The 25512-nt window shown below is 65.1% G+C and carries 28 protein-coding genes; 20 read left to right on the top strand and 8 right to left on the bottom strand.

What is annotated here, in order from left to right:
• From AB1281_RS00140 to AB1281_RS00130, 3 genes are all read left to right on the top strand, one after another.
• A partial coding sequence (locus tag AB1281_RS00140; RefSeq protein WP_430344783.1) for an ABC transporter ATP-binding protein occupies positions 1-374 on the top strand: 374 nt, incomplete at its 5' end.
• Positions 375-377: 3 nt separating this feature from the next.
• Positions 378-1304 carry an MlaD family protein gene (locus AB1281_RS00135; protein WP_014035909.1) on the top strand — a complete coding sequence of 309 codons (927 nt, stop codon included), beginning with the start codon at positions 378-380 and terminating at the stop codon, positions 1302-1304.
• Positions 1301-1942: an ABC-type transport auxiliary lipoprotein family protein gene (locus AB1281_RS00130; protein WP_164118163.1), complete on the top strand. Its 642-nt coding sequence runs from the start codon at positions 1301-1303 to the stop codon at positions 1940-1942. The genes AB1281_RS00135 and AB1281_RS00130 overlap by 4 nt, the downstream gene beginning before the upstream one ends.
• A 76-nt stretch (positions 1943-2018) precedes the next feature.
• On the opposite strand, the gene AB1281_RS00125 is transcribed toward AB1281_RS00130, so the two are convergent.
• Positions 2019-2606, bottom strand: coding sequence for an alpha-ketoglutarate-dependent dioxygenase AlkB family protein (locus AB1281_RS00125; protein WP_430344782.1), 588 nt, complete (start codon positions 2604-2606; stop codon positions 2019-2021).
• Between the two features lie 118 nt (positions 2607-2724).
• Here AB1281_RS00125 and AB1281_RS00120 point away from each other — a divergent pair, with 118 nt between their 5' ends.
• Positions 2725-4617: a glycoside hydrolase family 99-like domain-containing protein gene (locus AB1281_RS00120; RefSeq protein WP_430344781.1), complete on the top strand. Its 1893-nt coding sequence runs from the start codon at positions 2725-2727 to the stop codon at positions 4615-4617.
• 30 nt (positions 4618-4647) lie between these two features.
• Here the strand turns inward: AB1281_RS00120 and AB1281_RS00115 are convergent, their stop codons facing one another.
• Together AB1281_RS00115 and AB1281_RS00110 are read right to left on the bottom strand one after the other, a co-directional pair.
• On the bottom strand, positions 4648-5277 hold the full coding sequence (locus AB1281_RS00115) for a CoA transferase subunit B (protein WP_430344780.1): 630 nt from the start codon (positions 5275-5277) through the stop codon (positions 4648-4650).
• Between the two features lies 1 nt (position 5278).
• Positions 5279-6010, bottom strand: a complete 732-nt coding sequence (locus AB1281_RS00110) for a CoA transferase subunit A (RefSeq protein WP_049465322.1) — start codon at positions 6008-6010, stop codon at positions 5279-5281.
• 226 nt (positions 6011-6236) lie between these two features.
• Here AB1281_RS00110 and AB1281_RS00105 point away from each other — a divergent pair, with 226 nt between their 5' ends.
• From AB1281_RS00105 to AB1281_RS00070, 8 genes are all read left to right on the top strand, one after another.
• A complete protein-coding gene (locus AB1281_RS00105; RefSeq protein ID WP_430344785.1) occupies positions 6237-7625 on the top strand; it encodes a UbiA family prenyltransferase in 1389 nt (462 codons plus the stop codon).
• Positions 7625-8929, top strand: a complete 1305-nt coding sequence (locus AB1281_RS00100) for an FAD-binding oxidoreductase (protein WP_430344779.1) — start codon at positions 7625-7627, stop codon at positions 8927-8929. The genes AB1281_RS00105 and AB1281_RS00100 overlap by 1 nt, the downstream gene beginning before the upstream one ends.
• A gap of 2 nt (positions 8930-8931) precedes the next feature.
• On the top strand, positions 8932-9669 hold the full coding sequence (locus tag AB1281_RS00095; protein WP_430344778.1) for an SDR family oxidoreductase: 738 nt from the start codon (positions 8932-8934) through the stop codon (positions 9667-9669).
• Complete coding sequence (locus tag AB1281_RS00090) at positions 9666-10625, top strand: NAD-dependent epimerase/dehydratase family protein (RefSeq protein ID WP_430344777.1); 960 nt, start codon at positions 9666-9668, stop codon at positions 10623-10625. The genes AB1281_RS00095 and AB1281_RS00090 overlap by 4 nt, the downstream gene beginning before the upstream one ends.
• Positions 10626-10627: 2 nt before the next feature.
• Positions 10628-11914: an NAD(P)/FAD-dependent oxidoreductase gene (locus AB1281_RS00085; RefSeq protein WP_430344776.1), complete on the top strand. Its 1287-nt coding sequence runs from the start codon at positions 10628-10630 to the stop codon at positions 11912-11914.
• Positions 11911-12303, top strand: a complete 393-nt coding sequence (locus AB1281_RS00080) for a GtrA family protein (RefSeq protein ID WP_075675430.1) — start codon at positions 11911-11913, stop codon at positions 12301-12303. The genes AB1281_RS00085 and AB1281_RS00080 overlap by 4 nt, the downstream gene beginning before the upstream one ends.
• An 87-nt stretch (positions 12304-12390) precedes the next feature.
• Positions 12391-13737: a phosphomannomutase gene (locus AB1281_RS00075; protein WP_430344775.1), complete on the top strand. Its 1347-nt coding sequence runs from the start codon at positions 12391-12393 to the stop codon at positions 13735-13737.
• Positions 13738-13748: 11 nt separating this feature from the next.
• Positions 13749-15152: a mannose-1-phosphate guanylyltransferase/mannose-6-phosphate isomerase gene (locus AB1281_RS00070; RefSeq protein WP_430344774.1), complete on the top strand. Its 1404-nt coding sequence runs from the start codon at positions 13749-13751 to the stop codon at positions 15150-15152.
• Between the two features lie 98 nt (positions 15153-15250).
• Here the strand turns inward: AB1281_RS00070 and rfbD are convergent, their stop codons facing one another.
• The 4 genes from rfbD to rfbB are packed head-to-tail and all read right to left on the bottom strand — an operon-like array spanning position 15251 to position 18652.
• Positions 15251-16144 (bottom strand): dTDP-4-dehydrorhamnose reductase, encoded by an 894-nt coding sequence (gene rfbD, locus AB1281_RS00065; RefSeq protein ID WP_430344773.1) that lies wholly within the window; start codon positions 16142-16144, stop codon positions 15251-15253.
• Positions 16141-16698 (bottom strand): dTDP-4-dehydrorhamnose 3,5-epimerase, encoded by a 558-nt coding sequence (gene rfbC / locus AB1281_RS00060; protein ID WP_430344772.1) that lies wholly within the window; start codon positions 16696-16698, stop codon positions 16141-16143. The genes rfbD and rfbC overlap by 4 nt, the downstream gene beginning before the upstream one ends.
• Positions 16695-17582: a glucose-1-phosphate thymidylyltransferase RfbA gene (rfbA, locus tag AB1281_RS00055; RefSeq protein ID WP_430344771.1), complete on the bottom strand. Its 888-nt coding sequence runs from the start codon at positions 17580-17582 to the stop codon at positions 16695-16697. The genes rfbC and rfbA overlap by 4 nt, the downstream gene beginning before the upstream one ends.
• Before the next feature lie 14 nt (positions 17583-17596).
• Positions 17597-18652, bottom strand: a complete 1056-nt coding sequence (gene rfbB / locus AB1281_RS00050) for a dTDP-glucose 4,6-dehydratase (protein ID WP_430344770.1) — start codon at positions 18650-18652, stop codon at positions 17597-17599.
• A gap of 263 nt (positions 18653-18915) precedes the next feature.
• Here rfbB and AB1281_RS00045 point away from each other — a divergent pair, with 263 nt between their 5' ends.
• From AB1281_RS00045 to AB1281_RS00010, 8 genes are all read left to right on the top strand, one after another.
• Positions 18916-19662, top strand: a complete 747-nt coding sequence (locus AB1281_RS00045; protein WP_005415186.1) for an electron transfer flavoprotein subunit beta/FixA family protein — start codon at positions 18916-18918, stop codon at positions 19660-19662.
• Positions 19662-20600 carry an electron transfer flavoprotein subunit alpha/FixB family protein gene (locus tag AB1281_RS00040; RefSeq protein ID WP_430344769.1) on the top strand — a complete coding sequence of 313 codons (939 nt, stop codon included), beginning with the start codon at positions 19662-19664 and terminating at the stop codon, positions 20598-20600. Before AB1281_RS00045 ends, AB1281_RS00040 begins: the two co-directional genes overlap by 1 nt.
• 194 nt (positions 20601-20794) lie before the next feature.
• Complete coding sequence (locus AB1281_RS00035; RefSeq protein WP_430344768.1) at positions 20795-21898, top strand: DegT/DnrJ/EryC1/StrS family aminotransferase; 1104 nt, start codon at positions 20795-20797, stop codon at positions 21896-21898.
• Positions 21883-22839 (top strand): glycosyltransferase family 2 protein, encoded by a 957-nt coding sequence (locus tag AB1281_RS00030; protein ID WP_430344767.1) that lies wholly within the window; start codon positions 21883-21885, stop codon positions 22837-22839. Before AB1281_RS00035 ends, AB1281_RS00030 begins: the two co-directional genes overlap by 16 nt.
• The gene (locus AB1281_RS00025; protein WP_430344766.1) at positions 22839-23771 is read left to right on the top strand and encodes a WxcM-like domain-containing protein; all 933 of its coding nucleotides are present in this window, start codon (positions 22839-22841) and stop codon (positions 23769-23771) included. The genes AB1281_RS00030 and AB1281_RS00025 overlap by 1 nt, the downstream gene beginning before the upstream one ends.
• Before the next feature lie 2 nt (positions 23772-23773).
• Complete coding sequence (locus AB1281_RS00020; protein ID WP_430344765.1) at positions 23774-24163, top strand: GtrA family protein; 390 nt, start codon at positions 23774-23776, stop codon at positions 24161-24163.
• A gap of 95 nt (positions 24164-24258) precedes the next feature.
• Complete coding sequence (locus AB1281_RS00015; RefSeq protein WP_430344784.1) at positions 24259-24786, top strand: acyltransferase family protein; 528 nt, start codon at positions 24259-24261, stop codon at positions 24784-24786.
• A gap of 30 nt (positions 24787-24816) precedes the next feature.
• The gene (locus tag AB1281_RS00010) at positions 24817-25158 is read left to right on the top strand and encodes a hypothetical protein (RefSeq protein WP_430344764.1); all 342 of its coding nucleotides are present in this window, start codon (positions 24817-24819) and stop codon (positions 25156-25158) included.
• 6 nt (positions 25159-25164) lie between these two features.
• Here the strand turns inward: AB1281_RS00010 and AB1281_RS00005 are convergent.
• Positions 25165-25512: hypothetical protein (locus AB1281_RS00005; RefSeq protein ID WP_430344763.1), on the bottom strand; the 348-nt coding region annotated here is incomplete at its 5' end.

Below are 25512 nucleotides of genomic sequence, written 5' to 3'. Positions count from 1 at the left end.
CGATCAACAAGCTGCCCTCGCAGCTGTCAGGCGGCATGCGCAAGCGCGCCGGCCTGGCCCGGGCACTGGCGCTGGATCCGCCGCTGCTGTTCCTGGACGAACCCACTGCGGGCCTCGACCCGATCGGCGCGGCGGCGTTCGACCGCCTGATCAAGACCCTGCAGGAAGCACTGGGGCTGACCGTGTTCCTGATCACCCACGATCTGGACACGCTGTACGCGATCTGCGACCGGGTCGCGGTGATCGCCGACCGCAAGGTGGTGGCCAACGCACCCTTGCCTGACATCGAGAAACTGGATCATCCGTGGATCCAGGAATACTTCCACGGACCCCGCGCGCGCGCCGCGCGTGGCGAACAGATCGAGAGTGCCTGAGCCATGGAAACCAAAGCCAACTACGTGCTGATCGGCGCGTTCACCCTGATCACCGGCCTGGCCCTGCTGGCCTTCGGCCTGTGGGCCGCCAAGTACTCCTCCGACCGTACCTGGCAGGAGTACCGCGTGGTGTTCCGCGAAGCGGTGACCGGCCTGTCGGTGGGCAGCCCGGTGCAGTACAACGGCATCGCGGTGGGCTCGATCACCGAACTGAACCTGGTGCCGGACGACCCGCGCCAGGTGGTCGCGCGCATCCGCCTGAACTCCAACACGCCGGTCAAGACCGATACCCGCGCCAAGCTGGCGATCACCAGCCTGACTGGCCCGTCGATCATCCAGCTCAGCGGCGGCACGCCGCAGTCGCCGGCGCTGACCACCGTCAACAAGGACCCGGCGCCGATCATCCCGACCACGCCCTCGGCGCTGCAGAACATCACCGACGTCGCCAACCGCATCGTCGAGCGCATGGACCAGATCCTCAGCGACCGCAACGTGGCCTCGATCAACGCGACGCTGGCCAACCTGGAGACGATCAGCGGCGGCCTGGCCGACCGTGACCAGGGCACGCAGGCGCTGCTGCTCAGCGCGCGCGACGCCGCCCGCAGCCTGGACACCACGCTGAAGACCACCAACGGCACCATCGAGCGCCTGGACAAGAACCTGGTGCAGCAGCTGCCCGGCATCATCGACAAGCTCGACGGCACCCTGGCCAAGCTCGATTCGGCCGCCGGCAACGCCGATTCGATCCTTGGCGAGAACCGCGCCGCGATCAACAGCTTTGCCAACGATGGCCTCGGCCAGCTGGGCCCGACGCTGACCGAACTGCGCGGCCTGATCCGCGACCTGCGCCGGGTCAGCGACCGCCTCGAGAACAACCCCGCGCGCTACCTGCTGGGCCGCGACGCACCGAAGGAGTTCGAACCCAAATGAGCCCGACCACCCTTCCGCGCCTGCTGCTGGCCGCTTCGATGGTCACCCTGCTGGGCGGCTGCTCCATCCTCGGCAGCAGCGAGAAAACCGCGGTGACGCTGTACTCGCCGTCCGTGCAGGTCAAGGCAGACCCAGCGTGGCCGCAGGCCAGCTGGCAACTGGTGCTGGCCAAGCCCAGCGCCGCGCGCATGGTCGACAGCCCGCGCATCAATGTGCGGCCGACACCGTCGCAGATGGAGATCTACAAGGGTGCCAGCTGGGCGCAGCCGGCCACCGACATGATCGAGGACACCCTGCTGCGTGGCTTCGAGGATTCCGGTCGCATCCGCGGCGTGGCCCGCAGCACCGCCGGCATCCGCGCCGACTACAAGCTGTCCACCGACGTGCGCCGCTTCGAATCGGATTACCAGGGCCAGCCCACGCCGACGGTGGTGATCGAGGTCAACGCCAAGCTGATCCATGTCGCCGACCAGCGCGTGGTCGCGGACCGCACCTTCCGGCAGGCGCAGCCAGTCGGCAGCACCGACGTACCGGCGGTGACCGCCGCATTCGAACGTGGCCTGCAGCAGCTGGCGCAGGACGTGGTGGGCTGGACGCTGGTGAGCGGCCAGGCCGATCAGCCGACCGTCGCGCGCTGATCGCCGCATTCGCCGGGCACGTGAGTTACGGGGTCGGATCCCTTTCCTTCCGGAAAGGGATCCGACCCCTTCTTCGTCAACGCGGCGTAATCCAGCGGAAGGTCAGGTTGATCCGCTCGCCCTGCACCCGCGCCATCTTCGGCAGCGCGTGCTGGTAGAAGCGCTGGGTCTGCCCGGCCATCAGCAGCAGGTCGCCGTGGCCCAGCACGAATTCAACCTTGCGTGCCGGGTCGTCACGGCGGCGCAGCAGGAATCGGCGCGCAGCGCCCAGGCTCAGCGAAGCGATCACCGGGGCCGGCCCCAGCTCCGGCTCGTCATCGCTGTGCCAGCCCATGTAGTCACCGCCACCGCGATAGCGGTTCAACAGCACGCTGTTGAAGTGGCCGTGGCCTTCGGCTTCCAGGCGCCAGCGCACGGCCTGCAACACAGGCGGCCAGGGGCGCGGCACGAACTCGGCACCGGAATAGCGATAGCGGGCCTGCGGGTCGCCGATCCAGCAGCTCAGCCGCGGCGAGTCCACCCAGTTGCCGAACATGCGGATGCGATGGGTTTCCCAGGGCACTTCGGCCTGCAGCGAGGACAGGAGCTGGTCGGCGGCGGCCGCAGCCAGCCAGCCCGGCAGGTGCAGGACATCGGCATCGGGCAGGTCGTGGGGGAACAGCATGGTCACACGCTAGCACGCCGCCGTTTGCCGTCATGGCCGCCAGCACCGAAAATGGCGCCATGACCGTTGCCCAGATACTGATCCCGTCCTACCGCCCCCTGTCGCGAGGCCTCGCCCGATGAGCCTGCGCCAGTCGTTGTTCCCGTTGCTGCGCGCCGTGTTCCGGGCCTTGCCGTTGCCACAGGCGCAGCGTGACCGGTTGCGCACCCGGCTGTTGGCGCGGCATGGCGACTGGGTACCCCCGCCGCCCAAGGGACAGCAGGATGAGGAGGGGACGCGCGCCAGTGCCCAGCTGCGCTGGCGTGCCGATGAACCGGCGATCGGCCACGTGCCATGGCGCGAGGGAGCATTGCCCTCACCCATGCCGGTGACGCTGGTCGCTTTCTACCTGCCGCAGTTCCACACCTTCCCAGAGAACGACGCCTGGTGGGGCAAGGGCTTTACCGAGTGGCGCAACGTGACCCGCGCCCTGCCGCAGTTCGAGGGCCACATCCAACCCCGCCTACCGGCCGACCTCGGCTTCTATGACCTGCGCAACCCGCAGGTGATGCGTGACCAGGCACGCTTGGCTGCGGAGTACGGCATCGGCGCGTTCTGTTTCTACTACTACTGGTTCAGCGGCCGCACCCTGATGGAAGACCCGCTCCAGCAGTGGCTGGCCGATGACAGCATCGACCTGCCGTTCTGCCTGTGCTGGGCCAACGAGAACTGGGCACGACGCTGGGACGGCCGCGACGACGACATCCTGATCGGCCAGCAGCACAGCGCCGAAGACGATCTGGCCTTCATCGCACATGTCGCGCCCTACCTGCGCGACCGCCGCGCATTGAAGGTCGAGGGTCGGCCGATGCTGCTGGTCTATCGCCCGAACCTGCTGCCCGACGCGCGTGCGACTGCCGAGCGCTGGCGTCGCTGGTGCCGTGACAACGACGTGGGCGAGATCCATCTGGCCTACGTCCAGGGCTTCGAGCGACCGGATCCCCGCGATATCGGCTTCGATGCCGCCGTCGAATTCCCGCCGAACATGAGCAACCCGCGCTCGCTGTCGGCACAGCAGTGGCTGCTGAATCCTGCCTTCAATGGCGATGTACGCGACTGGCGTGAACTGGCTGCAGAAATCGCAGCGCGGCCGCTGCCGGACTATCCGCTCTATCCCGGCGTGAACCCGGGCTGGGACAACGAGGCGCGTCGTTCCGGCCGCGGCCGCGTGTACCTGCACGCATCGCCGCGCGGCTACCGCGATTGGCTGCGCACCACGATCCATGAGCGCCTGTCTGCAGCACCGCAGGCCCAGCGCATGGTGTTCATCAATGCCTGGAACGAGTGGGCCGAAGGCGCCGTGCTGGAACCGGATGCCCGGCTTGGGCATGCCTGGCTTGACGCGACGCGCCAAGCGCTGTCCCCGGCTCCGCCCGCACGCCCCCTGCGGGCCTGCCTGCTGGTTCTCATTGATGATCCCGGGATGATCGCTACAGCTTGTGAGGCAGCAAGCGGCCTGGGCGTGAGCTATCGTGTTTTCATTCCAATGGCGCAGCGCCCTCATGACGCTGCGGTCGATATCATCGGCCATGCTGGCAATGCCTTGTCCAGCATCCTGCAGGTTCTGGAGGCTTTCGGTCCGGATCCATCGTTGCTGGCCTGCTGGCTGGACCTTCGCGGAAGCGGCAAGGCGAGACCGCAGCTACCAGGGACGACCGCTATCGACGCAATGCTTCAACGGTTCAATGAGCAACCTGCGCTGGGCATGTTCGTGGCATCCACCCCGGAGGCAGTCGTCGTTTCGCGCAGTCATCTCCGCTGGGCAACCCGGCTGGGGATAGCTGACGCCCCTACGCCGCAGACAGCAGGCACGATGTGGTTGCGAGCGTCGACGCTGCGGTCACTACTGGATGCGCACTGCTATCCCAGTGAGCTGGACAACGACAATGCACTTGATCCGGTCATGCAGTTGCTGCCGGACCTTGTTGCCAACGCAGGCTACGTCGTCGCAGGCCCACAACGCCAGCCCTGAGGCTGGCGCTGCGCAGCAACATCGTTGACTTCAGCGCTGGAACACGACGCCGGTCTTTTCCTTCAGCTCTTCATCACTGACGCCCGGCGCGGCTTCCACCAGCAACAGGCCGTTGCCGGTCACGTCGAACACCGCCAGATCGGTGATGATGCGGTCGACCACGCCCACGCCGGTCAACGGCAGCGTGCATTCGGCCAGGATCTTGTGCTCGCCGTTCTTGGCGGTGTGCTCCATCAGCACCACCACACGCTGCACGCCGGCCACCAGGTCCATGGCGCCGCCCATGCCCTTGACCATCTTGCCGGGCACCATCCAGTTGGCCAGGTCGCCCTTGTCGGTCACCTGCATGGCACCGAGGATGGCCAGGTTGACGTGGCCACCGCGGATCATCGCGAAACTGTCGTGGCTGCCGAAGTAGCTGGCACCGGCACGTGCGGTGACGGTCTGCTTGCCGGCATTGATCAGGTCGGCGTCAACTTCAGCGTCGGTCGGGAACGGGCCGATGCCGAGCAAGCCATTCTCCGACTGCAGCCATACGTCCACGCCTTCGGGAATGTGGTTGGCCACCAGCGTCGGCAGGCCGATGCCCAGGTTCACGTAGGCGCCATCGGTCAGCTCCTGGGCGGCACGTGCCGCCATCTCATCGCGGGTCCACGCCATGTCAGTTGCCCTCCGCGCGGATGGTGCGCTGCTCGATTCGCTTTTCAGGATGCGCGTTGTGCACGATGCGGTGCACATAGATGCCCGGCAGGTGCACCTGGTCCGGATCGATGGCGCCGACCGGCACCACCTCTTCCACTTCCACGATGCAGACCTTGCCGGCCATCGCGCAGGCCGGGTTGAAGTTGCGTGCGGTCTTGCGGAACACCAGGTTGCCGGCCTCGTCGGCCTTCCAGGCCTTGACCAGCGCGACGTCGGCGCGCAGTGCGGTTTCCATCACGTAGTGCTTGCCATCGAACTCGCGGGTTTCCTTGCCCTCGGCCACCACCGTGCCGTAGCCGGTGGCGGTGAAGAACGCCGGGATACCGGCACCGCCGGCGCGCAGGCGCTCGGCCAGGGTGCCCTGCGGGTTGAACTCCAGTTCCAGCTCGCCGGCCAGGAACTGCCGCTCGAATTCCTTGTTCTCGCCCACGTAGGACGAAATCATCTTCTTGATCTGCCGCGTTTCCAGCAGCTGGCCGAGGCCGAAGCCATCGACGCCGGCATTGTTGGAGATCACGGTCAGGCCCTTGACGCCGCTGTCGCGCAGCGCAGCGATCAGCGCCTCGGGAATGCCACACAGGCCAAAGCCGCCCACGGCCAGGGTCTGGCCATCGGCGACCACCCCCTGCAGGGCCTCCGCCGCACTGGCGAAGCGCTTGCCGCGCTTTCCGCCGGAAGTCGATTGCTGCATTGCTGTAGTACCCTGCGAATGGATAAGCGCATTCTAGCCGCAGGCCTGCATCCGACGGGTTTGCGGCGCAGCAAACCGCGATGGTGCAGCGGCCCGGGGCGGGGATGCCGCTTTCTGGCCCATGCCCCAACGCGGATACAATGGACGATCCCGCCGCGTCAGCCCGCGAACGATGCCCCCAGCGCCTCCTGCCCCCTCTCCTGCAGCCCATGACCGCGCCCTGTGCGTGGACCTGGATGGCACGCTGCTGGACACGGACCTCCTGTATGAATCACTGCTGGTGCTGTTGGCGCGCAATCCGCTGTACCTGTTCCTTCTGCCGTTCTGGCTGCTGCAGGGCAAGGCCGCACTGAAGCGGCAGATCGCCGCACGCGCCACCGTCGATCCACGCCACCTGCCCTACAACCCGAAGGTACTGGAACTGCTGCGCGACACGCCGCAGCGTCCGCGGGTGCTGTGCACGGCCTCGGACCAGCTGTTGGTCGCGCCGATCGCCGCACATCTGGGCCTGTTTGAACAGGTCATCGCCAGCGATGGCCAGCGCAACCTGTCCGGCACGCACAAGGCGCAGGCCCTGGTGGATGCATTCGGCGAGCGCGGTTTCGACTACGCCGGCAACGGCACGGTCGACCTGGCGGTCTGGGCGCGCGCCGCAGGCGCCTGGGTGGTCAACAATGGCAGCGCACTGGCTGCCACCGCCGCACAACGCACGCAGGTGCTGGGGCATTGGCCTGGGCCGTCCAGGCTGCAGGCATGGATGAAGGCGCTGCGTCCGCACCAGTGGCTGAAGAACCTGCTGGTGTTCGTACCCCTGTTGACGGCCCACCGCTTCCTGGAAGCACCGGCGGTGGCCGATGCCCTGCTCGCCTTCGCGGCCTTCAGCCTGTGTGCCTCCGGCGTCTATCTGCTCAACGACCTGCTCGACCTTGATGCAGATCGCCGCCATCCGCGCAAGCGCCACCGCCCCTTTGCCGCTGGCCGCTTGCCGCTGTTGCACGGTCTGGTCGCAGGCCCACTGCTGACGCTGTGCGGGCTGGCCGTGGCACTGGCCTGCAGCCCGGCATTCGCCGCCGTGCTGCTGGGCTACTACGTGCTGACCCTGGCCTACTCGCTGCGCCTGAAGCGCATCGTCATGCTCGACGTGGTGCTGCTGGCCAGCCTCTACACCTTGCGCATCATCGGCGGCACGGTGGCCATCGGGGCGGAACTGTCGTTCTGGCTGCTGGCCTTCAGCATGTTCATCTTCCTCTCGCTGGCCCTGCTCAAGCGCTATACCGAACTGCACGCGGTGCTGGCGCGCGGCAAGACCCGCGCCAACGGCCGTGGCTACGGCGTGGAAGACCTGCCGCTGCTGCAGTCACTGGGCGCTGCCGCCGGCTACAGCGCCGTGCTGGTGATGGCGCTGTACATCAACAGCCCCGACAGCGTGGAGCTGTACCGCAACCCGAAGCTGCTGTGGTTCATCTGCCCGGTCCTGCTGTACTGGGTCAGCCGTGCCTGGGTGATCGCTCATCGCGGCAACATGCACGATGACCCGATCGTGTTCGCCGCCACGGATCGGGCCAGCCAGGTGGTGGCCGTGCTGTGCGCCGGGTTTGCACTGGTGGCGATCTGATGCGGGCCGGCGCGCACTCCTGGGGACGGTATCCGCGCGCGCCGCAATCGCTGGTCAGGGTGCACGATCGGCTTGCCGGGCTGCCGGCCTTCGAGGGCAGCGCCCTTCCGCATGGCAATGGACGCAGCTATGGCGACAGCTGCCAGAATCCGGGCGCCACCCTGCTCGACTGCCGCGGCCTGGACCGCTTCATCGCCTTCGATCCGGCCAGCGGGCGACTGCACTGCGAAGCCGGCGTCACCCTGGGCGAGATCATCGCCAGGGTGCTGCCGCAGGGCTGGTTCCTGCCGGTTACCCCGGGTACGCGCCATGTCACCGTGGGCGGCGCGATCGGCAATGATGTCCATGGCAAGAATCACCACCTGGCCGGCAGCTTCGGCCACCACGTGCTGTCCTTCGAGCTGCTGCGCAGCAATGGCGAACGCCGCGTATGCCGTCCTGGTGATGACGACGGCTGGTTTGAAGCCACCCTTGGTGGGCTTGGCCTGACCGGGCTGGTCACGCATGCCGAACTGCAGCTGCGCCGCGTGCCGGGCAGCAGCCTGGAAGTGGAGAACATCCGGTTCTCCAGCCTGGCCGACTTCTTCGCACTGTCGCAGGACAGCAGCGAAAGCCACGAGTACAGCGTGGCCTGGATCGACTGCCTGGCGCGTGGCCGCGCCCTCGGCCGCGGCCATTTCACCCGCGCCAACCATGCCGTGCAGCCGGCCGACGAGCGTCCTGCCGCCGCCCGCAGGCAGTGGGCGATGCCACTGACGCCGCCGGTTTCGCTGGTCAACCGGCTGACCCTGCGCCCGTTCAATACGCTCTACTACTGGCGCCAGCCTGCGCGCCGCCGGCGCTACGCCTCGCACCTGCTGCCCTTTTTCTATCCGCTCGATGGCATCAGCGAGTGGAACCGGATGTATGGTCCGGCCGGCTTCGTGCAGTACCAGTGTGTGCTGCCACCGCACGCGGCCGCGGACGGAATTCCCGCGCTGCTGCGGGAAATCGCCCGCAGTGGCCAGGGTTCGTTCCTGGCGGTGCTCAAGCAGTTCGGCGCGCGGCCATCCTTTGGCATGCTGTCCTTTCCGCGCCCGGGCACCACGCTGGCCCTGGATTTCCCCAACACCGGCGAGGCGCTGTGGGCCCTGCTGCGGCGCCTCGACCAGATCGTCGATGCCGCCGGCGGTGCCCAGTACCCGGCCAAGGATGCGCGGATGACCGCCACCTCGTTCCAGCAGGCGTACCCACGCTGGCAGGACTTTAGCCGATTCATCGATCCACGTTTCTCGTCCGGCTTCTGGCGCCGGGTGACGGAGTAAGCATGCAGAACGTCCTCATCGTCGGCGCCACGTCCGCGATTGCCGAAGCCGTCGCCCGGCGCTACGCCGCACGCGGCGCATCGCTGTTCCTGGTCGGGCGCCGCGCCGACCGGCTGGCCACCATCGCCGACGACCTGCGCGTGCGCGGTGCGCGCGCCACGCACACCCATTCCATGGACATCAACGACCTGGCCGCCCATGCCGATCTGCTGGCGCAAGCCTGGCAGGCGCTGGGACGGGTGGATGTGGTGCTGGTCGCGCATGGCACGCTACCCGACCAGGCAGCCTGCGAGGCCTCGGTGGCGACCTGCATGGCCGAGTTCGCCACCAATGGCACCTCGACCCTGGCCCTGCTGGGGCCCGTGGCCAATCGCCTGGCCGACGCGGGCAGCGGCGCGCTGGCGGTGATCACCTCGGTGGCCGGCGACCGCGGCCGCCAGAGCAACTACGTCTACGGCGCCGCCAAGGCTGCGGTCAGCACCTTCCTCAGTGGCCTGCGCCAGCGCCTGGCCAAGCAGGGCGTGGCGGTGGTCGACATCCGCCCCGGCTTCGTCGACACGCCGATGACGGCCCACCTGCGCAAGGGCCCGTTGTGGGCGACGCCGGACCAGGTCGCGCGCCGCATCGTCGCCGGCATTGGTCGCAGCACCCCGGTGCTGTATGCCCCGGGCTTCTGGCGGTTGATCATGACGGTGATCCGCCTGCTGCCGCAGGCCCTCTTCAACAGGATCGCGCTGTGAACACTGCAACGGACTCGGTGCTGGAGCAGAAGATCATCATTCCCGGTGGTGCCGGCCTGGTCGGCCAGAACCTGGTCGCCATCCTCAAGCGCCAGGGCTACCGCCGGCTGGTGGTGATCGACAAGCACGCCGCCAATCTCGACGTACTGGCACGCATGCATCCGGACGTGGTGACCGAACACGCCGACCTGGCGGAGCCGGGCGCCTGGGAGCGCCATTTCGCCGAGGCCAACGCCGTAGTGATGCTGCAGGCGCAGATCGGCGGCACCGATCCCGTGCCGTTCGTGCGCAACAACATCACTGCCACCGACCTCATCCTCGATGCCATCGAGCGCCACGCCGTGCCCTACACGGTGCACATCAGCTCCTCGGTGGTCTGTTCGGCGGCCGACGACGACTACACCCGCACCAAGCGCGAGCAGGAGCACCGGGTCGCCGCGCGCGGCATCCCTGTGGTCATCCTGCGCCCGACCCTGATGTTCGGCTGGTTCGACCGCAAGCACCTGGGCTGGCTGTCGCGCTTCATGCGCAAGGTTCCGGTATTCCCGATACCCGGCGATGGACGCTACATGCGCCAGCCGCTGTATGCCGGCGACTTCGCCACCATCATCGCCAGCTGCCTGCGTTCGCGGATTGCCGGCCAGCGCTACAACATCACCGGCCTGGAGAAGGTGGACTACGTCGACATCATCCGCCAGATCAAGCGCAGCACGCGTGCGCGCACCGTGCTGCTGCACATCCCGTACCGCCTGTTCCACCTGCTGCTGAGGACCTGGGCGCTGTTCGACCGCGACCCGCCGTTCACCGCTGCGCAGCTGCAGGCACTGGTGGCCCATGACGAGTTCGAAGTCATCGACTGGCCTTCCATCTTCGATGTGCGGCCGACGCCCTTTGCACAGGCCATCGACGCCACCTTCAACGACCCCGAGTACGGCGACATCGCCCTGGAGTTCTGATCATGAGCGAGCGCATCGCCGTTCTCGGCGCGGGCCCGATGGGCCTCGCCGTGGCTTACCAGCTGGCCCGCGACGGCCATCAGCCCGTGGTGTTCGAAGCCGATGACCGCGTCGGCGGGATGACGGCGAGCTTCGACTTCGGCGGCATGCCGATCGAACGCTACTACCACTTCCACTGCACTTCCGACCACGATTTCCTGACCGTGCTCGACGAGCTGGGGCTGGGCGCGCGCATGCGCTGGACCGAGACCCGCATGGGCTACTGGTTCGGCAAGCGCCTGCAGGCCTGGGGCAACCCGATCGCCCTGCTCCGCTTCAAGGGCCTGGGGCTGATGGCCAAGATCCGTTACGGACTGCATGCCTTCCTGTGCACGCGTCGCAACGACTGGCGCCCGCTGGACCACGTTGAAGCCTCGTCCTGGATCCGCCGCTGGGTCGGTGCCGAAGCCTATGAATCGCTGTGGCGTCGCCTGTTCGACTACAAGTTCTACGACTATGCCGGCAACCTGTCCGCGGCCTGGATCTGGAGCCGGATCCGGCGCATCGGCCGCTCACGCTACAGCCTGATGCGCGAAAAGCTGGGGTATCTGGAAGGCGGTTCATCTACCCTGCTCGATGCCCTGCATGCCGACATCCAGCGCCATGGCGGCGAGGTGCGGCTGTCCAGCCCGGTGCAACGCATCGTGATCGAGGAAGGCCGCGTGCGCGGCGTCCAGGTCGGCGGCGAGCACCTGGCCTTCGACAAGGTCATTTCCACCGTACCGCTGCCGTTCGTCCCACGCCTGGCCCCGGACCTGCCCGACACCATCCTGGCGAAGTTCCGCGCGCTGAACAACATCGCAGTGGTCTGCGTGATCGCCAAGCTGCGCAGGCCGGTCTCGGCCAATTTCTGGGTCAACACCAACGACCCGGACATGGACATCCCCGGCATCGTCGAATACACCAACCTGCGCCCGATGGACGCGCATATCGTCTACGTGCCGTTCTACATGCCCGGCGAGTACGAGCGTTATGGCGACAGCGACGACGTGTTCGCTGACAAGGTGCGTCGCTACCTGTGCATGATCAATCCGCAGCTGGGCGCGGACGACTTCATCGACGTACGAGTCAGCCGTTACCGCCACGCGCAGCCGATCTGCGAACCGGGCTTCCTGGACCGGCTGCCGCCGCGCCGGCTGCCGGTGGAAGGGCTGTGGGTGGCCGATACCTCGCACTACTATCCCGAAGACCGCGGCATCTCCGAGAGCATCGGCTTCGGGCGTGCCATGGCCCGCGAGGCGGTGGCGTGACCCTGTCCCGCCCGTTCCTGCTGTTCCTGCTGGCCGGCGGCATCGCTGCGCTGGCCAACATCCTGTCGCGGATGCTGTACAGCCACTGGATGTCGTTCACCCCGGCGATCATCGCCGCCTACATCACCGGCATGGTCACCGCCTTCGTGCTGACCCGCTGGCTGGTGTTTTCCGGCAGCACCCGCCCCCTGCACCACTCGGCGTTCTACTTCGTGCTGGTCAACCTGTTTGCGGTGGCGCAGACCTGGCTGGTCTCCACCGTGCTGGCCTACCACCTGCTGCCATGGCTGGGCGTTGACGTGCTGCGCCTGGAAATCGCCCACGTGGTGGGCGTGGCGGTGCCGGTGGTGTCCAGCTACTTTGGCCACAAGTACCTGTCGTTCCGATGACTGTTGCCGGGGCGCCGTTTCCGGAAAACGGTTCCCACACATTCATGGTCGTAAACTACGGCGCTGACCTCATCCAGGATCCGATCGATGCCCCTGCCCGCCTTCAAGGCCTATGACATCCGCGGCCGCGTGCCGGAAGAACTGAACGAAGACCTGGCGCGCCGCATCGGCGTGGCGCTGGCGGCACAGCTTGCGCCGGGCCCGGTGGTACTCGGCCACGACGTGCGCCTGACCAGCCCCGCGCTGCAGGACGCATTGGCCGCAGGCCTGCGCGGTACCGGGCGCGAGGTGATCGACATCGGCCTGTGCGGTACGGAAGAGGTCTATTTCCAGACCGATCACCTGGGCGCGGCCGGCGGCGTGATGGTCACCGCCAGCCACAACCCGATGGACTACAACGGCATGAAGCTGGTCAAGGAGAACGCGCGCCCGATCAGCTCCGATACCGGCCTGTTCGCGATTTCCGATGCGGTCGCCGCCGATACGTCCGAGGCGCAACCGCCGCGTGCCGGGCAGAGCGCCCAGCATGACAAGAGCGCGTACATCCAGCACCTGCTGAGCTATGTCGATGCCGGCAAGCTGCGGCCGCTGAAGCTGGTGGTCAACGCCGGCAACGGTGGCGCCGGTGCCATCGTCGATCTGCTCGCACCGCACCTGCCGTTCGAGTTCATCCGCATCTGCCACGAGCCGGACGGCAGCTTCCCCAACGGCATTCCCAATCCGCTGCTGCCGGAAAACCGCGCCGCCACCGCCGACGCGGTGCGCGAACACGGCGCCGATTTCGGCATTGCCTGGGATGGTGACTTCGACCGTTGCTTCTTCTTCGACCATACCGGCCGCTTCATCGAGGGCTACTACCTGGTCGGCCTGCTGGCCAAGGCGATCCTGGCACGCAACCCGGGTGGCAAGATCGTGCATGACCCGCGCCTGGTCTGGAACACCGTGGACATGGTCGAGCAGGCCGGCGGTGTGCCGGTGCAGTGCAAGAGCGGCCACGCCTTCATCAAGGAAAAGATGCGCGCCGAAGACGCGGTGTACGGCGGCGAGATGAGCGCCCACCACTACTTCCGCGAGTTCGCCTATGCAGACTCCGGCATGATCCCGTGGTTGCTGATCGCCCAGCTGGTCTCCGAAAGCGGGCGCTCGCTGGCCGACTGGGTCGAAGACCGCATGGCCGCCTATCCGTGCAGTGGCGAGATCAACTTCAAGGTTGCCGATGCCAAGGCCGCCGTCGCGCGCGTGATGGAGCATTTCGCGGCGCAGTCGCCCACGCTGGATCACACCGACGGCATCAGCGCCGACTTCGGCGACTGGCGCTTCAACCTGCGCAGCTCCAACACCGAGCCGCTGTTGCGCCTGAATGTTGAAGCCCGGGGCGACGCCGCGCTGATGCAGGCGCGCACCGACGACATTTCCCGCCTCATCCAGCAGTAACCGAGGAACGCATGAGCAGCATCCAGCCCGTCATCCTGTCCGGTGGATCCGGTACCCGCCTGTGGCCGCTTTCGCGCGAGGCGTATCCGAAGCAGTTCCTGCCCTTGGCGGGCGAGCTGACGATGCTGCAGGCCACCTGGAAGCGCGTCGCGCCGATCGCCGCGCGTGGGCCGCTGGTGATCGCCAACGAAGAGCACCGTTTCGTCGCCGCCGAGCAGCTGCAGCAGGTTGGCGCCGAGCCGGCCGCGATCATCCTTGAGCCGGTCGGCCGCAACACGGCCCCGGCGATCGCGGTGGCCGCGCTGGAAGCCACCCGCGAGGGCGCCGACGCCCTGCTGCTGGTGCTGCCCTCCGATCATGTGATCACCAACGAGACCGCGTTCCGCAGCGCCGTGCAGGCCGCCGCCGCCGCCGCCGAAGCCGGCAAGCTGGTCACCTTCGGCATCGTGCCGACCGGCCCGGAAACCGGCTACGGCTACATCAAGGCCGCCGATGGCCAGGGCCTGCGCGCGGTCGAGCGCTTCGTCGAGAAACCCGACCTGGACACCGCCACCGGCTACGTCAGCAGCGGCCAGTACTACTGGAACAGTGGCATGTTCCTGTTCAAGGCCTCGCGCTACCTGCAGGAGCTGGAACGCTTCCAGCCCGCCATGCTCGCTGGCAGCCGCCAGGCTTGGCAGCAGGCACGTCGCGATGCCGATTTCACCCGCCTGGACAAGGACGCCTTCACCGCCGTTCCGTCCGATTCCATCGACTATGCAGTGATGGAGAAGACCGCCGATGCCGTGGTGATTCCACTGGATGCCGGCTGGAACGATGTCGGCTCGTGGACCGCGCTGCGCGATGTCTCGCAGCAGGACGGCGATGGCAATGCGCACCAGGGCGACGTGATCGCCATTGACTGCCGCAACACCTATGCTTACGCACAGCGCCTGGTGGCGCTGGTCGGGCTGGACGATGTGGTGGTGGTGGAAACCGATGATGCCGTGCTGGTCGGCAAGGCCGACCGCATGCAGGACGTCAAGACGGTGGTCGCGCAGCTCAAGGCCGAGGGCCGCAGCGAGGCCACCTGGCACCGCAAGGTCTATCGCCCGTGGGGTGCCTACGATTCGATCGACAACGGCGAGCGCTTCCAGGTCAAGCGGATCACGGTCAAGCCCGGCGGCACGCTGAGCCTGCAGATGCACCACCATCGCGCCGAGCACTGGATCGTGGTCAGCGGCACCGCTGAAGTCACCCGTGGTGACGAGGTGATCCTGCTCAGCGAGAACCAGAGCACCTACATTCCGCTGGGCGTGACCCATCGCCTGCGCAACCCCGGCAAGCTGCCGCTGGAACTGATCGAAGTGCAGTCCGGCAGCTATCTGGGTGAGGACGACATCGTGCGGTTCGAGGATACCTACGGGCGCAGCTGACCCGGAACCCGCTGGTGCATGCCGACCGCTGGTCGGGGTGCATGCCGACCGCTGGTCGGGGTGGGTGCCGACCGTTGGTCGGCACGTCACCTGCCGGGTCAGGCAATCTCCGCCATCACCCGCTTCAGGCCGTCCTGCCAAGCCGGCAGCACGATGCCGAAATCCTGCTGCAGCTTGCGGTTGTCCAGCACCGACCAGGCCGGGCGCTTGGCCGGGGTCGGGTACTCGGAACTGGGAATCGCCTCGACCGTCGGCACCTTGGCCAACACGCCAGTGACCAACGCTTCGGCGAAGATCGCCTCGGCAAAGCCATACCAGCTGGTCTGGCCGCTGGCGGTCAGGTGCCAGGTCCCGGACAGCTGGCCCGGATGCTGCAGCGCCTGCGCGGTGACATTGGCGATCAGCGCCGCCGGCGTCGGCGTACCGATCTGGTCGGCCACCACCCGCAACGCATCGCGCTCGGCGCCCACCCGCAGCATGGTGCGCAGGAAATTCGCGCCGTGCGAGGCATACACCCACGCCGTGCGGAAGATCAGATGACGGCCGCCGGCCGCACGCACCGCGTCCTCGCCATCGCGCTTGCTGGTGCCATACACGCCCAGTGGTGCGGTCGGCTCGTCCTCGCGGTAGGGCGCGCTGCCCTGGCCATCGAACACATAATCGGTGGAGTAATGCACGAACGGCACACCATGTGCCGCACACCAGCGCGCGATCACGCCCGGTGCCTGCGCATTGGCAGCAAAGGCGGCATCGACGTCCTGTTCGGCGCGATCAACAGCGGTGTAAGCCGCCGCATTGACCACTACCGATGGCTGCACGCGGTCCAGCAATGCCGGCAGGCTGTCGGGCTGGGCAAAGTCGGCCACCTCGCACGTGCTGTCATCAGGCAACTGACCACTGCGGGTGGTCGCGACCACCGGCCCCAGCGGGGCCAGCGCTCGCAGCAGCTCCTGGCCGACCTGGCCATTGCCGCCGAACACCAGAACCGTCATGGGGTGTAGACCGGCAGGCGGTCCTCGGCAATGTCCTTCAGGAAGGGAGCATTCTCGTCCTTGGCCGACAGGGTCGGTGCGCTGATCGGCCAGTCGATTGCGACATCGGCGTCATTCCAACGAATAGCCGCATCAGCTTCCTTTAAGTACACATCGGTGCAGAGATAGTTGAACAGCGCAGTTTCGGAAAGCACTACAAAACCATGGGCGAAACCCTCGGGTATCAAAAACTGCCGCTTGTTTTCGGCACTGAGGATCACCGCTTCCCAGCGTCCAAACGTAGGCGAGCCGCGGCGGATATCGACCGCCACGTCGTAGACCTCGCCCTCAAGGACGGAGATCAACTTGCCCTGCGGGCGAGGCCACTGGTAGTGAATGCCGCGTAGGACGCCCTTGCTTGAAGAGGACATATTGCTTTGTACGAAGCTGCTGACCAGGCCCGCTTCCGCGAATCGGTCGGCATTCCATGTTTCAAAGAAAAACCCCCGGGCGTCACCGAACACGGCAGGTTCAACGATCTTGCATCCGGGCAGGCTTGTCTCGATTACCTTCAAGGAACGACTCCACGCAGAGCGAGCTTGTGCAGGTACTGGCCGTAGCCATTCTTGATCAGCGGTGCAGCCAGTGCTTCCAGCTGCTCGGCGCTGATCCAGCCCTTTCCGAACGCGATTTCTTCCGGGCAACAGACCTGCAGGCCCTGGCGGGTCTGGATGGTCTCGATGAAGTTGGATGCTTCCAGCAGCGACTGGTGGGTACCGGTATCCAGCCACGCATAGCCACGGCCGAGCGCCTCCAGGTGCAGGTTGCCTTCGGCCAGGTACCGCTTGTTGAGATCAGTGATCTCCAGTTCGCCACGCGGCGACGGCTTCAGTTCGGCCGCGTAATCGCTGGCGTTGCCGTCATAGAAGTACAGACCGGTCACCGCATAATTGGAGCGCGGCTTTTCCGGTTTCTCCACCAGGTCGATCACCTTGCCGCTCTGGTCGAACTCGGCCACGCCGTAACGTTCCGGATCATTGACCCAGTAGCCGAACACGGTCGAGCCGTGCACGCGTTCGTCGGCGCGCTTGAGCACTTCGCGCAGGCCGTGGCCGTGGAAGATGTTGTCCCCCAGTACCAGGCAGCTCGGCTTGCCGGCCACGAAGTCCTTGCCGATCAGGTAAGCCTGGGCCAGGCCATCGGGGCTGGGCTGCACCGCGTACTGGATGTCCATGCCCCACTGCGAACCATCGCCCAGCAACTGCTGGAACAATGCCTGCTCGTGCGGGGTATTGATGATGAGCACTTCACGGATGCCCGCCAGCATCAACACGCTGAGCGGGTAATAGATCATCGGTTTGTCGTACACCGGCAGCAGCTGCTTGCTGACGCCCTTGGTGATCGGATACAGACGGGTGCCGGAACCACCGGCGAGGATGATGCCCTTGCGCTGGGTCATGGTGTCTCCTGGGTTCAGGCCGCGGTGCCGATGCGCTGCAGACGGTAGCTGCCGTCGAGCACGCCGTTGACCCATTCCTGGTTCTCCAGGTACCAGTCAACGGTGAAGGCGATGCCCTGCTCGAAGGTGTAGGCCGGTTCCCAGCCCAGGTCGTTCTTCAGCTTCGAGGCATCGATCGCATAACGGCGGTCATGGCCGGGTCGGTCGGTGACGTAGGTGATCTGGCTGCTGCGCGGCTGGCCGTCCGCGCGCGGGCGGCGCTGGTCCAGCAGTGCGCAGATCGCCTGCACCACTTCAATGTTCTGCTTTTCCGAATTGCCGCCGACGTTGTAGGTCTCGCCGACCTGGCCCTTGGCCAGCACGGTGCGGATCGCTTCGCAATGGTCTGACACGAACAGCCAGTCACGCACCTGCTTGCCGTCGCCGTACACCGGCAGCGGCTCGCCGGCCAGCGCCTTGGCGATCACCAGCGGGATCAGCTTCTCCGGGAAGTGGTACGGGCCATAGTTGTTGGAGCAGTTGGTGGTCAGCACCGGCAGCCCGTAGGTGTGGTGGAACGCACGCACAAGGTGGTCCGAGGCCGCCTTCGACGCCGAGTACGGCGAATTCGGGGCGTACGGGGTGGTTTCACTGAACTTGCCGGTCTCGCCCAGGGTGCCGTACACCTCATCGGTGGACACGTGCAGGAAGCGGAAGGCCGTGCCCTGTTCAGCCGGCAGCGCCTTCCAGTAGTCGCGCACCGCTTCCAGCAGGCCCAGGGTGCCCACCACATTGGTCTGGATGAACGCACCCGGGCCATCGATGGAACGGTCGACGTGGCTCTCGGCGGCGAAGTTCAGCACCGCATCGGGCTGGTGCTCGGCCAACAGACGGGACACCAGCGCGCTGTCGCCGATGTCACCCTGCACGAACAGGTGGTTCGGGTTGCCGTCCAGGCTGGACAGGGTCTTCAGGTTGCCGGCATAGGTCAGGGCGTCGAGATTGACGACCTTGATGCCACGGGCGACCGCTTCGAGAACAAAGTTACCGCCAATGAATCCGGCACCGCCGGTGACAAGCCATGTGGGCACTACCTGTTCTCCTGATCGAAATTCATCCAAGGGGCGCCATCAAGCACCCCGGCACAGCAGCACAGGATACATGTCGTTCGTCTTCACGACTGCCTGCGTGACGTGAACGGCGCACTCGATTCACGCGAACCATGCCGCACCGCAGCATAACCATACGCATTCGCATGGTCCCCTCAAGCCAGCTAGAATCGGGATCCCACCCCCGAACCGGTTGCTGTGCGAGGACCGGACGTTCTCTCCGTTATTGAAGGACCCCGTACCAGATGAAAATCCTCGTCGCGTACAAGCGCGTGGTGGACTACAACGTCCGCATTCAGGTCAAGCCGGACGGTTCCGGCGTGGTCACCGACGGCGTCAAGCTGTCCCCCAACCCCTTCGATGAAATCGCCCTGGAAGAAGCCCTGCGCCTGCGCGACAAGGGCATCGCCAGCGAAGTCGTGGTCGCCACCATTGCTCCGGCCGATGCCCAGGCGCACCTGCGCAACGGCCTGGCCATGGGCGCCAATCGCGCCATCCATGTGGTCACCGACCAGGCCATCCAGCCGCTGACCGCCGCCCGCACCCTGCTCAAGCTGATCGAGAAGGAGCAGCCGGACCTGGTGATCCTGGGCAAGCAGGCCATTGACGACGACGCCAACCAGACCGGCCAGATGCTGGCCACGCTGTGGGGCCGTCCGCAGGCGACCTTCGCCAGCAAGCTGGACATTGCCGACGGCAAGGCCACGGTGACCCGTGAAGTCGACGCCGGCCTGGAAACGCTGGAAGTCGATCTGCCGGCCGTGGTCACCACCGACCTGCGCCTGAACGAGCCGCGCTTCATCAAGCTGCCGGACATCATGAAGGCCAAGGCCAAGCCGCTGGAGACCCTGCAGCTGGCCGACCTCGGCGTTGAAGCCGCCGATACCTTCAAGACCACCCAATACGCCGCGCCGTCCAAGCGCAGCAAGGGTGTGATGGTCAAGGACGCGGCCGAACTGGTTGCCGCACTCAAGCAGAAGGGGTTGCTGTAATGAGCAGGATTCTCGTCATCGCCGAGCACCACGACGGCAAGCTCAACGCCGCCACCGCCAAGACCGTCAGCGCTGCTGCCGCCATCAGCGGTGCCAGCATCGACGTGCTGGTGCTGGCCGCCGATCCGGCCGCCGTGGCCGCCGAGGCCGCGAAGATTGCCGGCGTCGCCAAGGTCCTGACCGTGGCCAACGCCGCCAACGCGCAGGCCATCGCCCAGGTGCTGGCGCCGCAGATCGCACAGCTGGCCAAGGGTTACACCCACGTGTTCGGCCCGTCGACCACCTTCGGCAAGGACCTGATGCCGTGCGTGGCCGCCCTGCTCGGCGTCAACCAGGTCTCCGACCTGATGAGCGTTGAAGGCAGCCACACCTTCAAGCGCCCGATCTACGCCGGCAACGCGATCATCACCGTGGAAGCCCCGGCCGAGCAGATCGTGGTCGCCACCGTGCGTGCCGCCTCGTGGCCGGAAGCCGCCCAGGGCGGCAGCGCCGCCATCGAAGCAGCCAGCGTCGACGCTGCCCTGCCGACCCACACCCGCTTCGTCGGCCTCGCCGCCGGTGCCAGCGACCGCCCGGACCTGCAGAGCGCGAAGCGCGTGGTCTCCGGCGGCCGCGGCGTCGGTTCGGAAGAGAACTTCAAGGTCATCTTCCAGCTGGCCGACAAGCTCGGTGCCGCCGTCGGTGCCTCGCGCGCTGCGGTCGATGCCGGCTACGTGCCCAGCGACCTGCAGGTCGGCCAGACCGGCAAGATCATCGCGCCGGAACTGTATGTGGCCGTGGGTATCAGCGGTGCCATCCAGCACCTGACCGGCATCAAGGATGCCGGCACGATCGTCGCGATCAACAAGGACGGCGATGCGCCGATCTTCGAGATTGCCGATATCGGCCTAGTGGGGGATCTGTTTGCCATCCTGCCGGAGCTGGAAGCAGCTCTTTGATGTTGCACGGTTGCCATTCGCATTCGGATGGCAACCGACAAGAAATTGTCCCTTGCCTGCATTGGGGCCGCCGCGAAGAGTGAGTACAATTCCAGAGTCCTCGGCGATTGACCGGCTGGCAGAGGTCCGTTCAGTGCCCACCGCCTTCTGGATTCCCCAGACGATTCCTTCCATCCAACGCAGATCCAATCCCAATGCCGCCTGAAGCCATTCCAGTCAACTCCCTGTCACGTCATATCGAACCTTTGAAGGATGCACTCGCGGCGGCGGCGACCGAGGTGGTTGGCAGTGGCTATTTTGTCCTGGGCCCGAATGTCCGATCGTTCGAATCTGCCTTTGCCAGTTACTGCGGGGTGGATCACTGCATCAGCGTTGGCAACGGTACCGACGCGCTGGAACTGTCTCTGCGCGCCTTGGGCGTAACGGCACAGGACCAGGTTGCGGTAGTCGCCAATGCAGCGATGTACGGCACATCGGCAGTGCTGGCGTGTGGCGCGGAACCGGTCTTCATCGACATCGCTGAAGGCAGCGCGACCATGGATCCGGCGCTGCTGGAAGCTGCGCTGGTCGCTGGCGGCATCAAAGTCGTCATCGTCACCCACCTCTACGGCCAACTGGCAGATGTCGAAGCCATTTCGGCGCTGTGCAAAGCCCATGGCGTGGGCCTGCTGGAAGACTGCGCCCAAGCCCATGGCGCGCGCAACGCGAACGGTCTGGCAGGCTCGTTCGGCGATATCGCCAGCTTCAGCTTCTACCCGACCAAGAATCTCGGCGCACTGGGCGATGGCGGAGCCGTGGTTACCCACCGCGCCGACCTGGCCGAGCGCGTGCGCATGCTGCGTCAGTACGGCTGGACACAGAAGTACACCAACGGCTTGGCTGGCGGTCGCAACAGCCGGCTGGATGAAATGCAGGCGAGCATGCTGCTGCTGATGCTTCCGCATTTGGATCAGTGGAACGAGCGCCGCCGAGAGGTTGCGCAACGCTACAGTTCTGGCATCACCAATCCAAAGATTCGGGTCAACCAGAGCAGTGGCGCGTCCTATGTTGCGCACCTGTACGTCGTACGCAGTGAGGTACGGACTGCACTTCAGCAGCACCTTGCCAGCCTGGGCATCCAGACCGACATCCACTACCCGACTCCAGACCATCGTCAGCCCTGCCATGGCGGGCGCTACGCGGATCTGGAGCTACCTGTCACGGAGCGGGACTGCACTGAGGTGATTACGCTGCCCTGCTTCCCCGAACTGACCGACGTGGAAGTTGACCGCGTGATCGAAGCATGCAACAGCTTCTGAGTCCAACGCTGACGGTCGTTGTCCCGGTGTACGGCAACGAAGGATCCATCGCCAAGCTCATCGCTGCGCTGGCATCCATCAAAGCGAGCGCACAGGTACCATTCGAAGCGGTTTTCGTCGTCGACGGCAGCCCGGATCAAAGCTATGCGCGACTCCGTGAGCAACTGCCGACCGCCGGATTTGATTCGCAGCTGATTGCCTTGTCCAGAAATTTCGGTGCATTCTCGGCCATCCGAGTCGGGCTGGAGCATGCCAAGAGCTCCATCATTGCCGTGATGGCCGCCGATCTCCAAGAGCCTCCGGAACTGGTGCTTGATCTTTTCAAGGCGCTCGCGGTTGGTGACACGGATATCGCGATGGGGGTCAGAGAGTCGCGGGATGATCCCGGTCTCTCCAAGCTGGCATCGGAGGCATTCTGGGCACTGTATCGACGCTTTGTCATGCCCGACATTCCGAAGGGAGGCGTGGATATCTTCGCCGTCACCGATTCTATGCGTGACCGCCTGCTTCAGTTGAAGGAGAGCAACACGAGCCTGCTTGCCCAGCTGTTCTGGCTGGGGGGGCGACGCCAGTTCGTGCCCTACAGACGGCTTCGCCGTGAACACGGAAAGAGCGCCTGGACGCTCAAGAAGAAACTGCGCTACTTGTCCGATAGCGTCTTCTCGTTTACCGACCTTCCCATTCGATTGCTCATGGCTCTCGGTGTGCTGTCCCTGGGCGCAGGCGTTGGCCTTTCAATTCTTATTCTCGCTGCGAAGATCTCCGGCCTGGTTGCTGTGCCAGGCTACGCCGGGACGATGGTGGCCATCCTGTTCTTTGGTGCCTTGAACTCGTTGGGACTGGGCGTCGTGGGTGCTTATGCCTGGCGCACGTTCGAGAACACCAAGGCACGCCCTCTTTCCATTCTGCAATCTCTGGAAACCTTCACGGAGCTTGACTGATGAACTACTTCTGCCATCCCAATTCACTTTGTGAATCGGAGAGCATCGGCAAAGGCACCCGAATCTGGGCTTTTGCGCATGTCCTGCCCGGAGCCGTGATCGGTGAGGACTGCAATATCTGCGATGGCGTCTTCGTTGAAGGCAATGTCGTTGTCGGCGACCGCGTCACCGTTAAATGCGGCGTACAACTGTGGGACGGTGTAAGGCTGGCCAACGACGTATTCGTCGGCCCGAATGCGACCTTCACAAATGACCGGTTCCCCCGATCCCGCCAGCACCCCGAGGCATATCCGGAAACGTTCGTGGAGGCTGGCGCCTCCATCGGAGCAAATGCCACGATCCTGCCCGGCATTCGGATCGGCAGCGGCGCCATGGTCGGCGCTGGCGCAGTCATCACCCGCTCGGTACCTCCGAACGCGATCGTCGTGGGCAATCCTGCGCGAATCGTCGGGTATGTGACTGATAGCCGCGCACAGCATCCTGCACCGCAGGCAGCTACGGACGAAGCTAGAGTTAGTTCCGTCGCGGGCGTGAAGCTGCATAGGCTTCCTCGCTATCAGGACCTCCGAGGTGCACTTTCGGTCGGTGAGTTCTCGAAGGACCTGCCCTTCGAACCCAAGCGATACTTCCTTGTTTTCGATGTTCCCAGCCAGGAAACCCGTGGCGAACACGCGCATCGGATCTGCCATCAGTTCCTGATCTGCGTCAAGGGCAGCGTCCGGGTTCTCGCGGACGACGGCACGCGTCGTGATGAGTTCATCCTGGATTCGCCAAGCGTCGGCCTGCACCTTCCCCCCATGATCTGGGGTACGCAATACCAGTACTCCCCTGGCGCCGTTCTGCTGGTCTTTGCCTCCGAGAACTACGACGGCGATGAGTACATCAGGCAGTACGATGAATTCATCAAACTAACCGCTGTCGCAGCGAGCTGACATTGCACGCATTGCTTGCAACCATCGCCCGCTTCCTCGCGGGCGGTGCCCTCAACACCGGTAGCACGTTCGTGCTCTACTGGTTGTTGCTGCTTGTCATGGACTACCGCATTGCTTACGCGATCAGTTTCGCCTCCGGCATTCTGCTCAGCTATCTGATCAACACCCGGTTTGTCTTCCGTGCACAGCACAGCATGCGCAAGTTGCTGTTGTTTCCGCTGGTTTACCTTATCACCTACTTGGCGGGCGCGATCGTGCTGCACGCTGCGGTGTCTGGATTTGGCGTCAGCAAAACGATTGCGCCACTTCTCTCAATCTGCGCCACCCTGCCGCTGTCGTTCGTACTGACGAGACTTGTGCTTTCGACCAAGCGCGCTAAGCCTCGTGTCTAGCAGATGGATAGCCAACGTCTAAACAATCTGACTGCCGCCCGCTTTATTGCGGCACTGCTTGTTTACGTCCATCATTCGTCCGCCATGGCGTATGCATCCATGCCGAACGACTTCTTCCGGAACTTCGCGTCCAACCGGCCGCAGCTGTTTCGTTCTTCTTCGTTCTGAACGGCTTCGTGCTCGCCGCTTCGAATCTGGAAAAACACTCCGGGCTGGGCCTCGGTTCAACGGTTTCGTTCTATTGGAAGCGCAGCGCAAGAATTCTTCCACTCTGGCTGCTCGCGCCGGCTCCATTCATCGTCAAAGCCGCGCAGGAGGGTGATCCCCGACTGTGGTCTTACCTTGCGTTTACACAAGCCTGGAGTGGGAACGTCAACGTTTCGTTTGCGCTCTTGGCCGTGGCATGGACACTCTCGGTGGAACTCTTCTTCTACCTGTCCTTTCCATTCATTGCCGCTGTCGTGGCGCCATTTCGCAGCCGATGGCTGCGGCCAGTTCTTATCATTGGCGGGTTGCTCATACCAACTGTCGCGGCGCTGTACTACGAGCTCAAGCCAGAGTTGGCGGCACTTGCATCGTCGAACCCATGCAGTTCGCATCAGTGGCTTTACCGCTCATCATGAGGTTCCAAGAGAAGAGCCCTGATACGGGTCATGCCGTATGCGGCGATCTTCGTGATCGTTGTCGTGGCGCTCGCCCGTCTCGAGCAGTTCGGTGCAGGGATACGGTGGCACCTACCTATCCTCCTGGGCGAAGCTTCATTCGCCTTCTACCTGATACACCAGTACTACTTCAAACCTGTTCTTCAGCCGCCGCTGGTCGAAGCGTTTAGCCTTCAAGTAGCGCAGGTGACCGTACTGGTTGCCGCAGTCAGCGCAAGCATTGGCCTCCACCTGATGATCGAAGTGCCGGCTAGAACACTGATGCTACGCGCCCTGCGCATCGGGTCGACCGTGCCCAAGGCACGAACCGCCCAGGAATCTGCACGCACGTAAGCGGATTCAGAGACAGACGAGGGCGCTCCCATCCGCCTGAATTGACACGAACCCACGCTCAGGCCACACAGCTGCATTTGCACAAGCAGCAACGTCCTGCTCACCAGCCTGCCGGAAGTTCAGCTTGCGACCGGTGGAAAGGGTCATCCGCGCTGGGATCGCGCTGGATACGTAGAAAGCGGAGATGTTCATGTCCATCCATGTCGTGGCAAGGGATACACCATGCGTCCAACGCATCTTCGTATTCACCACCGCAACGGGTGTCTGCTCGCTGTACTCGTCAAGCGCCCTCAGGGACGCCATGATCTGCTCGGCCAGGAATGAATCAAAGGCATTCAACTGCCGCTGGTCATT

Source organism: Stenotrophomonas sp. NRRL B-14846 (assembly GCF_050473585.1).
Classification (GTDB): domain Bacteria; phylum Pseudomonadota; class Gammaproteobacteria; order Xanthomonadales; family Xanthomonadaceae; genus Stenotrophomonas.
The sequence above is the reverse complement of the archived record's forward strand: the minus strand, read 5'-3'. Positions and strand labels throughout refer to the sequence as shown.

Excerpts from the sequence above, each read along its gene's own strand:
- AB1281_RS00135 (WP_014035909.1), top strand. The coding sequence starts at position 378 with ATGGAAACCAAAGCCAACTACGTGCTGATCGGCGCGTTCACCCTGATC.
- AB1281_RS00130 (WP_164118163.1), top strand. The coding sequence starts at position 1,301 with ATGAGCCCGACCACCCTTCCGCGCCTGCTGCTGGCCGCTTCGATGGTC.
- AB1281_RS00125 (WP_430344782.1), bottom strand. The coding sequence starts at position 2,606 with ATGCTGTTCCCCCACGACCTGCCCGATGCCGATGTCCTGCACCTGCCG.
- AB1281_RS00120 (WP_430344781.1), top strand. The coding sequence starts at position 2,725 with ATGAGCCTGCGCCAGTCGTTGTTCCCGTTGCTGCGCGCCGTGTTCCGG.
- AB1281_RS00115 (WP_430344780.1), bottom strand. The coding sequence starts at position 5,277 with ATGGCGTGGACCCGCGATGAGATGGCGGCACGTGCCGCCCAGGAGCTG.
- AB1281_RS00110 (WP_049465322.1), bottom strand. The coding sequence starts at position 6,010 with ATGCAGCAATCGACTTCCGGCGGAAAGCGCGGCAAGCGCTTCGCCAGT.
- AB1281_RS00100 (WP_430344779.1), top strand. The coding sequence starts at position 7,625 with ATGCGGGCCGGCGCGCACTCCTGGGGACGGTATCCGCGCGCGCCGCAA.
- AB1281_RS00095 (WP_430344778.1), top strand. The coding sequence starts at position 8,932 with ATGCAGAACGTCCTCATCGTCGGCGCCACGTCCGCGATTGCCGAAGCC.
- AB1281_RS00085 (WP_430344776.1), top strand. The coding sequence starts at position 10,628 with ATGAGCGAGCGCATCGCCGTTCTCGGCGCGGGCCCGATGGGCCTCGCC.
- AB1281_RS00075 (WP_430344775.1), top strand. The coding sequence starts at position 12,391 with ATGCCCCTGCCCGCCTTCAAGGCCTATGACATCCGCGGCCGCGTGCCG.
- AB1281_RS00070 (WP_430344774.1), top strand. The coding sequence starts at position 13,749 with ATGAGCAGCATCCAGCCCGTCATCCTGTCCGGTGGATCCGGTACCCGC.
- rfbD (WP_430344773.1), bottom strand. The coding sequence starts at position 16,144 with ATGACGGTTCTGGTGTTCGGCGGCAATGGCCAGGTCGGCCAGGAGCTG.
- rfbA (WP_430344771.1), bottom strand. The coding sequence starts at position 17,582 with ATGACCCAGCGCAAGGGCATCATCCTCGCCGGTGGTTCCGGCACCCGT.
- AB1281_RS00045 (WP_005415186.1), top strand. The coding sequence starts at position 18,916 with ATGAAAATCCTCGTCGCGTACAAGCGCGTGGTGGACTACAACGTCCGC.
- AB1281_RS00040 (WP_430344769.1), top strand. The coding sequence starts at position 19,662 with ATGAGCAGGATTCTCGTCATCGCCGAGCACCACGACGGCAAGCTCAAC.
- AB1281_RS00035 (WP_430344768.1), top strand. The coding sequence starts at position 20,795 with ATGCCGCCTGAAGCCATTCCAGTCAACTCCCTGTCACGTCATATCGAA.
- AB1281_RS00030 (WP_430344767.1), top strand. The coding sequence starts at position 21,883 with ATGCAACAGCTTCTGAGTCCAACGCTGACGGTCGTTGTCCCGGTGTAC.
- AB1281_RS00025 (WP_430344766.1), top strand. The coding sequence starts at position 22,839 with ATGAACTACTTCTGCCATCCCAATTCACTTTGTGAATCGGAGAGCATC.
- AB1281_RS00010 (WP_430344764.1), top strand. The coding sequence starts at position 24,817 with ATGCCGTATGCGGCGATCTTCGTGATCGTTGTCGTGGCGCTCGCCCGT.